11 protein-coding genes and 1 pseudogene are annotated in these 10,745 nt (G+C 70.8%); 3 read left to right on the top strand and 9 right to left on the bottom strand.

The window, feature by feature from the left end:
- The first annotated feature begins 29 nt into the window (after window positions 1-29).
- Window positions 30-773 carry an SGNH/GDSL hydrolase family protein gene (locus IE312_RS42735; RefSeq protein WP_229900678.1) on the top strand — a complete coding sequence of 248 codons (744 nt, stop codon included), beginning with the start codon at window positions 30-32 and terminating at the stop codon, window positions 771-773.
- Window positions 774-849: 76 nt separating this feature from the next.
- Window positions 850-1,302 carry a hypothetical protein gene (locus tag IE312_RS31895; protein ID WP_189985737.1) on the top strand — a complete coding sequence of 151 codons (453 nt, stop codon included), beginning with the start codon at window positions 850-852 and terminating at the stop codon, window positions 1,300-1,302.
- A 70-nt stretch (window positions 1,303-1,372) separates the two neighbouring features.
- Here IE312_RS31895 and IE312_RS31890 read toward each other — a convergent pair whose 3' ends face one another.
- The 6 genes and pseudogenes from IE312_RS31890 to IE312_RS31865 form a co-directional block, all read right to left on the bottom strand.
- Window positions 1,373-2,758 carry an AI-2E family transporter gene (locus tag IE312_RS31890; RefSeq protein WP_189985736.1) on the bottom strand — a complete coding sequence of 462 codons (1,386 nt, stop codon included), beginning with the start codon at window positions 2,756-2,758 and terminating at the stop codon, window positions 1,373-1,375.
- 151 nt (window positions 2,759-2,909) lie between these two features.
- The gene (locus IE312_RS31885; RefSeq protein ID WP_502267002.1) at window positions 2,910-3,614 is read right to left on the bottom strand and encodes an aggregation-promoting factor C-terminal-like domain-containing protein; all 705 of its coding nucleotides are present in this window, start codon (window positions 3,612-3,614) and stop codon (window positions 2,910-2,912) included.
- 409 nt (window positions 3,615-4,023) lie between these two features.
- On the bottom strand, window positions 4,024-5,349 hold the full coding sequence (gene phoH2 / locus IE312_RS31880; RefSeq protein WP_189985734.1) for an RNA 5'-3' helicase PhoH2: 1,326 nt from the start codon (window positions 5,347-5,349) through the stop codon (window positions 4,024-4,026).
- A 347-nt stretch (window positions 5,350-5,696) separates the two neighbouring features.
- Window positions 5,697-6,470: an isoprenyl transferase gene (locus IE312_RS31875; protein WP_189985733.1), complete on the bottom strand. Its 774-nt coding sequence runs from the start codon at window positions 6,468-6,470 to the stop codon at window positions 5,697-5,699.
- An 849-nt stretch (window positions 6,471-7,319) separates the two neighbouring features.
- Window positions 7,320-8,117, bottom strand: coding sequence for a methyltransferase domain-containing protein (locus tag IE312_RS31870; protein ID WP_189985732.1), 798 nt, complete (start codon window positions 8,115-8,117; stop codon window positions 7,320-7,322).
- A gap of 52 nt (window positions 8,118-8,169) precedes the next feature.
- A pseudogene (locus tag IE312_RS31865) lies at window positions 8,170-8,454 on the bottom strand (LLM class flavin-dependent oxidoreductase); the annotation flags it as partial.
- Between the two features lie 85 nt (window positions 8,455-8,539).
- Between IE312_RS31865 and IE312_RS31860 the strand changes: the two are divergent.
- Window positions 8,540-8,962, top strand: coding sequence for a DUF192 domain-containing protein (locus tag IE312_RS31860; protein ID WP_189985730.1), 423 nt, complete (start codon window positions 8,540-8,542; stop codon window positions 8,960-8,962).
- Between the two features lie 22 nt (window positions 8,963-8,984).
- On the opposite strand, the gene IE312_RS31855 is transcribed toward IE312_RS31860, so the two are convergent.
- The 3 genes from IE312_RS31855 to IE312_RS31845 all read right to left on the bottom strand — a co-directional run.
- Window positions 8,985-9,608, bottom strand: a complete 624-nt coding sequence (locus tag IE312_RS31855) for an OmpA family protein (protein ID WP_189985729.1) — start codon at window positions 9,606-9,608, stop codon at window positions 8,985-8,987.
- A 7-nt stretch (window positions 9,609-9,615) separates the two neighbouring features.
- The gene (locus IE312_RS31850) at window positions 9,616-10,197 is read right to left on the bottom strand and encodes a hypothetical protein (RefSeq protein ID WP_189985728.1); all 582 of its coding nucleotides are present in this window, start codon (window positions 10,195-10,197) and stop codon (window positions 9,616-9,618) included.
- 33 nt (window positions 10,198-10,230) lie between these two features.
- Window positions 10,231-10,745: hypothetical protein (locus tag IE312_RS31845; protein WP_229900677.1), on the bottom strand; the 515-nt coding region annotated here is incomplete at its 5' end.

Raw genomic sequence — 10,745 nt, 5'->3', positions numbered from 1 at the left:
TGCCGGGGTACTCGAGTTCCATCGGTGCCATGGCCGACAGTCTGGACGCGCGCATGGACTACCACTTCGTGGCCTGCTCCGGCGCCCGTACGTTCAACGTGCTGGGGGACGGCCAGTCCGGTGAGGTGGGACAGCTGGCCGCCGGTTACCTGGACCAGAACACGACCCTGGTGACGCTCAGCATCGGCGGCAACGACGCCCGGTTCAGCGACATCATGAAGAAGTGCATCGACCTCCAGGATCCTCAGCTGACGACGTGCCCGTACTCCGAACTGGACAACCAGGACCCCGTCACGGGCGAGGACGCCCCCGGCACCACGGGGAACCTCAAGGACTGGGCGCCGAAGTGGCTGCACGACACGGTGCGGCCGCGCATCGTCAAGACGCTGACGGCCCTGCACACCGCCGCGCCGCACGCGAAGATCGTACTGATGGGCTACCCGCGCCTGGTCGAGAAGGACCGCAGCTGCTTCCCCGGAGCGTACGAGGACGTCGAGAACGTCTGGGTGCGGGGACTGGCCGACAATCTGGCGAGCGAGATGGCGGGAGCCGTCTCGGACGCCGGAACCTGGGCGGTCTTCTCCGACCCGCGCACCAACTTCGACGGCAAGGCCGCCTGCGGCAACCCTGAGACCATCCACGCCATCGTGGAGACCGGACGGGAGCGGGCGGACACGGAAGCGCCCGCAGCGTCGATGAAGACCCTCCACCCCAAGATCGCCGGAGCGCGCATCTACGCCGACACCCTGGAGCAGACCCTTAAGAAGATGTGACCGACCACCCACCGGACCGGGGGGCCTGAGTACTCGTACTCAGGCCCCCCGGGCCGTGTTCCGGAAGGCTGGAGAGATGACTACCCGCACCACCGAGCCGCGCCCCGTGCTGCCGCGCGTACTGGGCGCGGCCCTCACGGGGGCGGCTCTGGCCGTCGGTGCCCTCGGCTACCACTCCTGGATCCAGCACCGCGACGACCGAAGCTGTCAGCCGGACGACATGGTCTGCATCACCTGGCCGGGCGTGACGGCCGTGCCGCTCACCCTCGTGGTGTGCACCGTCGTGCTGGCCGTCGTCCACAAGCGGCTGGCCATACGCCCCCGCTCCGTCGTCGTCCCGCCGACGATCCTGCTGGCCCCCGTGCCCCTCGCCGCAGCGGACGCGGCCGGCGGCTGGTGGGCCGTCGCCCTCATGGGCGGGCTCTGGACCGGACTGCTGGCCCTCGGCACATGGAGCCGCTACCGTGCCCCGGCGCTCACCGCCTCGGCGGTGGTCCTGTTCGCCGCCATGGTCTTCTACTACGGCTGACGGGCGCAGGCGTGCGCGTTCATCCGGACGCCGCCCCGGCACGGGGGCCGGGCGATTCGAACCAAGCGTCTCAGGCCGGCTCGGCCGGCTCGTCCGGAACGGCCGGGACGGCCGGTGCCGGTGCCTTGCCGGCGGCCGGTGCCTGTTCCCCGGCGGCCGGCGGCTCGGCCGCGGGCTGTGCCACGGCCTCCTCCAGGGAGTACTCACGCAGGTAGCCCACCACCGTGTTCGTCACCGCCACCAGCGGTACGGCCACCACCGCGCCGCCGATGCCGGCCACCATGCCGCCGGCGGCCACGGTCAGCACGACCGCCAGCGGGTGGACGCGGACCGCGCGGCCGAGGATGAACGGCTGCAGGACGTGGCCCTCGATCTGCTGGACCGCGAGGACGACGACGAGGGTCATGACGGCGGTGAAGACGCCCTGGGTGACCAGGGCCACGATCACCGCCAGCGCGCCGGAGGCGACCGCGCCGACCAGCGGGATGAACGAGAACAGGAAGATGAAGACGGCCAGCGGTACGGCCATCGGCACGTCCAGGAAGTAGATGCCGATGCCGATGAAGACGGCGTCGATGAGGGCGACCAGGACCGTGCCGCGGACGTAGGCGGTCAGGGTGCGCCAGGCGCGCGGGCCGGCGCCGGCCACGCCCGGGCGGGCGGCCGCGGGCACCAGCTTCAGGGACCACTCCCAGATCCGCCTGCCGTCGTAGAGCAGGAAGAGCGTGGAGAAGAACACCAGCAGGATGCCGGTGAGCGCCTCGATGATGACCTGGACGCCCTCCAGGCCCGCGGAGGTGATCTGATCGGTGTTGGCGCCGATCGCCTCGCGCAGGTTCGTGGCGATCTGGTTGATCTGCTTGTCGGTGACGTGGAAGGGGCTCTTCAGCAGCCAGTCGCGCAGGTCGTCGATGCCGGACTGGATCTGGTTGGAGAGCGTGTCGATGTTCTCCATGACCTGCCAGGTCACGAACCAGCCCATCAGGCCGATGACGACGAAGCCGCTGATGGCGGTGAGCGCGGTGGCGAGGCCGCGCGGCACCCCGCGCCGGGTCAGCCGCGCGACCGTCGGCTGGAGCAGCGCGGTGACCAGCAGCGCGATGACGAAGGCGAACACCACCAGTTGCACGGCGCTGATGACACGCATCAGCACCCAGAGGGTGCCGGCCAGTACCAGCAGCCGCCAGCCGGCCTCGGCGGCGACCCGGACGCCCCAGGGCACGGCCTCGGCCGGATCGGGACGGCGGCCGGAGGACGGCGCGGTGCGGCGGACGAGCGGGGCGGTGCCGGCGGGTGGTTCGGCGGGCGCGGCGGGCGCCACCGGTGCGGCGCGCCGGGCGCGCCCGGGACGGTCGGTGTCGTCCTGCTCGGCCTCGACGCGTCGCTCGTCGAGGCGCTCGCTCATCTCGGTGAGACCGGCTCCCAGCCGGCCCAGCCACCTTGGCACTCGCGACATGATCCGTCCTCTTCCCCCGCGTCCCCGGGTGCTCGCCACCACTCCCCCCGGGAGCCGTTCGGTTACGACCGTACAGGGCGAAAGCCCCTTCCCCGAGGACAGGGAGGGGCTTCGCGAGGTCGAGAGGGGCGTGCCGGATCCGGCGGGGCTCCTAGTACCAGTGGTTGGCCTGCCAGAACGACCACGCCTGGCACGGGCTGTGGTAGCGCTCGTTCATGTAGCCGAGGCCCCACTTGATCTGCGTGGCCGGGTTGGTCTGCCAGTCGGCGCCGGCGGAGGACATCTTCGAGCCGGGCAGGGCCTGGAACAGACCGTAGGCGCCGGAGGAGGCGTTCACCGCGCGGTAGTTCCAGCTGGACTCGTGGTCCACGATGTTGCTGAAGCACTGGAACTGGTCGCCGGCCACCATCTGGCGCGCCATCGCCTGGATCTGCGCCACGGAGTAGCTGCTCTGCGTGGGGAAGCTGGAGGAGTCGCGGACGTCGGTGCCACGGCTGGCCGCGGCCTTCGTCTCGGCGCGCTTCTTGGCCGCGTCGGCGGCCACCTTCTCGGCGGCCTCCTTCTTCGCGATCGCGGTCTCGGCGGCTGCCTTGCGGGCGGCTTCCTCGGCGTCCTTCTTGGCGCTGACGTCCGCGGCGATGGCCTGGGCGTCGGCCTGCTGTGTCAGGGAGTCGGCCTGGACCTGCGCCTGCTGACCCGCGGGTATGTCCGCGAGGAGCGTGGTGTCGGCTGCTGCCGTCGCCTCGGCGTCGTTGGTCTGCGCGGTGCTGCCCGAGGCAACGCCGACGACGCTTCCGACAGCGGTGACCGCGGTGGCCGAGGCCACTGCGAATCCCCGGACCGAAATCCGGCTCACACGGTTTCCTTCCAGCATCGCCCGCTTCGGTGACCCTGGCGGACGCAATCGTGCCCCTGACGCTGGCCTCCCAACTGCGGGGTCACGGGAGGCGCGGGCCCGGTGGGCAACTCCCCCGAAGGGAGCGCCGCGTGGTGCGCGGGCGGCATACGACGGACGCTATGGAGTTGGCGTTGCTCGAGTGGTGCCATACAGCTGGGGGTACAGGTGTGTCGTATGCGGGGCCTGACAGGAATGAGACTCTGCCGTAACCCGACACCGCGTGGCAATTCTGTGTTGCGTGTGAAAGCTCACATCCCGTTTGGCCCTAGGGATTTCAGGAAAACCCCACACACGCAAGCGCCGCCCGGCTAGGCTCTTCGCCTTTGCCGGGCGGCGCCAGTCGCCGTCCGTGCCCCTCAGTGCTCCGTCAGATGTGGCCGTCCTCCAGCATTTCGGTCACAAGCGCGGCAATCTGGGACCTCTCGGACCGGGTCAGCGTGACGTGCGCGAAGAGGGGGTGGCCCTTCAGCTTCTCCACGACGGCGACCACACCGTCGTAGCGGCCGACGCGCAGATTGTCCCGCTGTGCCACGTCATGGGTCAGTACCACCCGCGAGTTGGCGCCGATCCGGGACAGCACGGTCAGCAGCACGTTCTTCTCCAGGGACTGCGCCTCGTCCACGATCACGAACGCGTCGTGCAGCGAGCGCCCGCGGATGTGCGTGAGCGGCAGCACCTCGAGCATCCCGCGCGCGGTGACCTCCTCGATGACCTCGCGGCTGGTGACCGCCGAGAGGGTGTCGAAGACGGCCTGCGCCCACGGGCTCATCTTCTCCGCCTCGGTGCCCGGCAGATAGCCCAGTTCCTGCCCGCCCACCGCGTACAGCGGCCGGAAGACCATCACCTTCTGGTGCTGGCGGCGCTCCAGCACCGCCTCCAGGCCCGCGCACAGCGCCAGCGCCGACTTGCCGGTGCCGGCCCGGCCGCCCATCGAGACGATGCCGATGTCCGGGTCGAGCAGCAGGTCCAGCGCGATGCGCTGCTCGGCGCTGCGGCCCTTGATGCCGAACACCTCCCGGTCGCCGCGCACCAGCCGGACGTTGCCCTCGGCGGTGACCCGGCCGAGCGCCTTGCCGCGCTCGGACTGCAGGGTCAGCCCGGTGTGCACGGGCAGCTCGGCCGCCTCCGGGACGTGCACGTGTCCTTCCTCGAAGAGGAGGTCCACCTGCTCGCCCGGCAGGGTGAGTTCCGTCATCCCGGTCCAGCCGGAGTTCTCCGTGATGGCGAGTTCGGCCCGGTACTCCTCGGCGAGGAGGCCGACCGAGGACGCCTTGATCCTGAGCGGCAGGTCCTTCGACACGACGGTGACGTCGAACCCCTCGGCCTGCAGGTTGCGGGCCACCGCGAGGATGCGGGAGTCGTTGTCCCCCAGGCGGTAGCCGGTGGGCAGCACGCTGGGGTCCGAGTGGTTGAGCTCGACACGGACCGTGCCGCCGAGGTCCCCGATCGGGATGGGGGCGTCGAGACGGCCGTACCGGACCCGGTAGTCGTCGAGCAGGCGCAGGGCCTGCCGGGCGAAGTAGCCGAGTTCGGGATGGTGCCGCTTGGCCTCCAGTTCCGTGACCACCACGATGGGGAGCACGACCTCGTGCTCGTCGAAGCGGGTCAGGGCGTTCGGGTCGGCCAGCAGGACGCTGGTGTCGAGAACATACGTGCGCCGGTCTGGCAGATGGCGCTTTGTGCTGGTCACCACGGAAGGACGTACCCCCTCGGATGAGGTCGGGGAGCGACGAAGTGATCCTGGACCGGTGTCAGGCCCCCGCGCGCGGCGGGCCGTGGACCGGCCCTCCGCGGCTGATTCCGTGCTGTGACCGCACGGTCGGGCTGGTGCAAAGGGCCTCCCGGGCGGACGGCCCCGTGCCGCCCGCTGAGATCCGACGCCCGTGGTTCGGGTGTCGACCTGCTTGGCTTATGCCCTCGAACACGCGCCGCCATGCAAATGCGGCCAACAGCGCGCCGGTGAACTCCTCGTTACCTGCCCGCGGAGCGGGGTAAACGACAACGCCCCGTCACCGGGCGGCGACGGGGCGGTGCGGCGGGTCAGCCGCCGTAGCGGCGGTGACGTGCGGCGTAGTCGCGCAGCGCGCGCAGGAAGTCGACCTTCCGGAACGCCGGCCAGAAGACCTCGCAGAAGTAGTACTCCGAGTGAGCGGTCTGCCAGAGCATGAATCCGGACAACCGCTGTTCACCACTGGTACGGATCACCAGGTCCGGGTCCGGCTGGGCCCCGGTGTAGAGGTGACGGCCGATCATGTCGATGTCGACGGACTCGGCGAGCTCCTCCATCGGCACACCCCTGTCGTGCGCGTCGAGCAGCATGGACCGCACGGCGTCGGCGATCTCCTGCCGGCCGCCGTAGCCGATGGCCACGTTGACGGTTATCCCGTCGATGTGGGCGGTGGCCTCCTGCGCCTCCTTCAGCGCCGTCTGCATCTGCGGGGGCAGCAGGTCGAGCGTGCCGACGTGGTGCACCCGCCAGCGGCCGTCGGCGGCGAGGGTGCGTACGACGTCCTCGATGATGCCGAGCAGGGGGACGAGTTCCTCCTGCGGCCGGTCGAAGTTGTCGGTGGACAGCAGCCACAGGGTGACGACCTCGACGTCGGTCTCGCTGCACCAGCCGAGGAACTCCTCGATCTTCTCGGCACCGGCCCGGTGCCCGTGGACGGTGCTGGAGCCGGACGCCTTCGCCCAGCGGCGGTTGCCGTCCATGATGACGCCGATGTGCTTGGGCACCTGAGCGTGGTCCAGGTGGCCTTCCACCCGGCGTGCGTAGAGCCTGACGAGCAGGCCGCGCAGCTTGTCGCGCAGGTTCACGTGACCCTCCGGGGGTTGGGCGCGGGGTAGGGGTGCCGGAGCCGTCGAGCCTACCGCTGTTCGGGACTTGCTTCCGGCGCGGGGTTTTCCCGGCGGGGCGGCGCCCCGGTGCCGGCGGGCCGTGGCGCGCCGGGCGGCTGGTCGGGGCGGTGGCGGGGGTGTGCGCCGGGCGCCGCCCACGGCCGGGCGCGGGTGCCGGGAGGGGGCGGGGATTTCCGGTCGCGGGCGAGGAGCTGGGGCGGGGGCCCCGGTCGCGGCCGGGGGCCAGTGCGCGCTGCCTGCGGCCGCGGCGACAAAAAACGGGCCGGTCCGTGGGGGGGAGACGGACCGGCCCGAGGGGGGGTTTCCACCATAACCCTTCGTAAGGGATCGTGGGTGCATCGGCGCGCCACAACTACTCTCCGGAATCACCCGGCAACGCCGCGCTGGTCGCGGAACAAGCGATTCCTAGGCGTCCACCGCGCGATCCCCATCAGAATCAGAGGCGATACGTGCGACTAACGATAGATTCGTAAGGATTACGCCGCCTTGCGCGGACATCGGCGAGTTGCCCCGTGTCCCCCCGTCGGGCGACGCCGTCAGCGAACGGCGGACTTGACGGTTCCGCTCCGCCACCGGGGAAGATCATCCGGTTTCACGGCACCGCGCAGCCCCCTCCACTGCGCGGTGCCGCCCGCGCAGCTTTGCTCACGCGAATTACCTTGGTCTGAACTTACGTGACCGGTGATGCTGATGTGAAACGACGGTGGATAACAATGTGGAAACCGCGCGGGAACTCCCGGTGCCATCCCGGCGACATCCCGGTGCCATCCCGGCGGCCCCCCTGCCCGGACCGGGCCGGCAGACCGGTCAAGCGCGCGGCGCGCGTTCCGGCTTGCGCACGTCGAAGAGGTGCCGGGTGCTGTACGCCACGAACGACCCCCGCTCCTCGATCCGCTCGTGCAGCGCCCGCAGACGCGGCTCGTACGCCTCGACCGTGAAGCCCGGGACCATCCACACCACCTTGCGCAGGAAGTGGACCACGGCGGCGATGTCGCGGAACTCCATCCGCAGCCGCTCCGCCCGCAGCCCGGCCACCTCCAGGCCCGCCGCCTCGGCGTCCGCCCGCTCCCGCTCGGGATCACGGGCTTCGCGCACCTCCGGCGGCTGCGGCCCGAGGAAGTACTCCACCAGCTCGAAGACGCTCCGCGGCCCCACGTGCTGGGCGAAGTAGGTGCCGCGGGGCCGCAGCACCCGGGCGATCTCGGCCCAGTGCGGACGCACCGGATGGCGGCTGAGCACCAGATCGAACGCCTCGTCCGCGAACGGCAGCGGCGCGTCGTCCGGGGCGGCGACCACGACGGCCCCACGGGGCCGCAGCAGCGCCGTGGCCTTCGCCACGTTCGGCGGCCACCCCTCGGTCGCCGCCACCAGCACCGGCCGGGCCGGTTCCGCCCGGCCCAGCGCGAAGTCCAGCACCTCCCCGCCGCCGGTCTGGACGTCGAGCACCGCCTCGGCACCGGCCAGCCGCCGCGCCGCGGACCGGGCGTACCCCCACGACGGCCGCGCCTCCGTGGCGCGCCCCTCGAACCAGGAGAAGTCCCACCCCTCGGTCGGCACGGCGGCGCCCTCGGCCACGAGGTCCTCGAAAGTACGGCGCGCGCTCATACGGCCATGCTTCCAGCCCGACCAGGGCGCCGCCGCTCGTTTTCGCCCTCGCTCAGGGCACCAGGGGCCGGACCTCCCGCGCCGCGAACCGCACGAAGCCCTCCGGGCCGAGCTCGTCCGCCGTCGGCTGCCGCACGACGGTGTCCGCTCCGGCCTCGGCCAGCCGCCGTACCACCGCGGCCACCGCGCCCGCGTCCCCGGCGACACCCACGCCCGCCGACTCCAGCTCCTCCGCGACGAGTTCGGCGCACAGCCGGGCGCCGGCACCGGCCCCCGCGGCGGTCAAAAGGTAGACGACGACCCGGTACGTACCTCCGCGACCGGCCCGCTCGGCGCCCCTCCCGCGATTACTGTTCCGAGGAGTTGACGGCCGCGGGAACGACCACGGCCACGACCACGGCCACGGAAGCGGAGGGCAGGGCATGGGGCGCTGGCGGGACGGGCGGGGACGGCTGATCGTGCGCACGGACTCCGGGACGGCGCTCGGCGCCCCCGTCCCCCTGGAGATCTCGGCCTCCTACCGCGCGCGTACCCGCGGCCTCCTCGGCCGGGACTCCGTCGACGGAGCGATGCTGCTGTCACCGGCGAGCGGGGTGCACACGTTCGGCATGCGCATCCCGATCGACGTCGCCTACCTCGACCGGTCCCTCACCGTCCTCGCCGTCCGCACCATGCCCCCGGGCCGCCTGGGCCTGCCCCGGCTCCGGTCACGGCACGTCCTGGAGGCGGAGGCGGGGGCGCTGGCGAGGTGGGGGGTACGGGCGGGAACGCGTGTCGAAGTGGAGGTCGAGGGGGAGGCCGAGGGGCAGGCCGAGGTGGAGACGGACCAACCGCCGGCGCGGTGACACCCGGAGGGGCGGGGACGGCTCACTGCCCGGTGCGGGGGAAGGAGACCTCGACCCGGCGGTTCTTCTTGCGGCCCTCCTCGGTGGAATTGTCGGCGATCGGGTACTGCTCGCCGTAACCGCGGACGTCGAAGGTGACGGCCGGGCTGTTCAGGTCCTGGTCGAGTACGGCCTGTACGGCGTTGGCGCGGGCCTTGGAGAGGGTGTCGCCGTGAGCGGAGGAGCCGAGGTTGTCGGTGAAGCCGAAGACCCGGACCCGGGTGGCGTTCTGCTTCCTGATCTCCTCGGCGATGACGGCGATGCGGGACTTGGCCTCCGCGCCGATCCTGGCGCTGTCCTTGCCGAACAGCACCTCGGCCTGGAGCGCGAAGGTCACGTCGGCGTTGGTGTCCTCGCGGCGCTCGTCCCCGCTCTGGTCCTCCACGACCGACTTGATGTCCAGCACCTTGGCCGCGGCCAGCGTGGCCCCCTCCGGAAGCTTCAGATCCGGGTCCGTGGGGTCGACCTTCACCGGGGCGGTGGCGGTGGGTTCGGTACCAGGGGGCTCACTGGGCCCGCCATCACGGGCGACGGCGGTGCCGGCGGGCAACTGAACGACGATCAGCAGCACGGCGCCGGCGAGCACGAGCCGGGGTGTGGTGGTCACTTGGGCCTCACCCGGAGATCTTGATGGGGGCCGAGGAGAAGGTCGGCAGCTGGAAGTCGACTTCTGCGGTACCGGTCGGCGGTGCGGGGAACTGCATGAAGATCGGGACCGTGTCCCCCGCCTTGACTGACTGGACGCCAACCGTGGTCAACGGACGCCCGTCGGTGTCCCGCAGTACGTAGTACCGCTTCTTGGCCTTCGTATCCACGAGCGTGGCGCCCCCGAAGGACTGCCCGTTCTTCATGATCTCGGTCTCGTTGCCGGTGAGCTGTGACGAAAGAACGGCGTCTTTGCCGCTGTCATTCTTGAGCTGCGCGTTGATCGTGACGAATCCGCCTGAGTCGCGCTGGGCAGACAGGACCTTCAGCGTCAATCCTTCCGGGCCGCGAAGTTCAGCCAGTGGTTGCGCTGACTGGCCCTCCTGAGGACTCGCCTGGGAACTGCGGCTCTTGGAGACGGATGCGGAAGCCTCTGGCTTCTTGTCGTCAGTGTCCCCACCACCACAACCAGCCACACCGACGGCCAAGCCGACAGCAAGGGCCATGGCGACCATTCCCCTGCGAGCCTTCGCAGTGAACCGCATGCTCATCGCGCTGCTCCCCATTTCCGTCTCGTCCGCTTGTCAGCCGGTGGCCAGGTGAACATCGAAGAGGTCCTCGGGCGCGGGCAGAGTTGCTTTGTCATCCGGGTCCAGTTTCCAGGGCTTGCCGTCACAGGTGAGTTCGGGCAATTGATCGTCCCCGCCGGGCTCATCAGGGAACGTGCAGCGTGATTCGATCACAGCCGTGGCGGAGGCCGTGGAGTGGACGTCTTCCGTCCCAGGAACTACGGAATCCCCCACTGACCTGTTCGTTCTGACTTCGGCGGTGTACCGGAGAAGCTGCCAACCGCAGTCTTCCAGCGTCGCATCGTTCTGCGCCGCCAGTTGCCCGGCAGGGGCGCACGGGTCGCGGACGGGCACGTTTCCCTCGAACACGTCCTGCCACTTGGCCGGGTCGCGGAGATCTGCGGCCCATGCGGCAGCCAGTTGCCTGCGCCCCTCCTGGGCTGCGGCCAGCACCGCCGCGTCAGCGGCCGTCTGGGCGCCGCCGCGGTTCACTGCGGCCTGGCCCACCGCCAGATAGGCGAACGCAAGAA

Source organism: Streptomyces capoamus, assembly GCF_014654935.1.
Classification (GTDB): Bacteria; Actinomycetota; Actinomycetes; order Streptomycetales; family Streptomycetaceae; genus Streptomyces; species Streptomyces capoamus.
This window is presented reverse-complemented; position numbering and strand designations above follow the sequence as displayed.

Bases quoted from the DNA above. Each gene is read 5' to 3' on its own strand.
- IE312_RS42735 (WP_229900678.1), top strand. From the start codon at position 30: ATGGCCGACAGTCTGGACGCGCGCATGGACTACCACTTCGTGGCCTGC.
- IE312_RS31895 (WP_189985737.1), top strand. From the start codon at position 850: ATGACTACCCGCACCACCGAGCCGCGCCCCGTGCTGCCGCGCGTACTG.
- IE312_RS31890 (WP_189985736.1), bottom strand. From the start codon at position 2,758: ATGTCGCGAGTGCCAAGGTGGCTGGGCCGGCTGGGAGCCGGTCTCACC.
- IE312_RS31870 (WP_189985732.1), bottom strand. From the start codon at position 8,117: ATGAGCGCGCGCCGTACTTTCGAGGACCTCGTGGCCGAGGGCGCCGCC.
- IE312_RS31860 (WP_189985730.1), top strand. From the start codon at position 8,540: ATGGGGCGCTGGCGGGACGGGCGGGGACGGCTGATCGTGCGCACGGAC.
- IE312_RS31850 (WP_189985728.1), bottom strand. From the start codon at position 10,197: ATGAGCATGCGGTTCACTGCGAAGGCTCGCAGGGGAATGGTCGCCATG.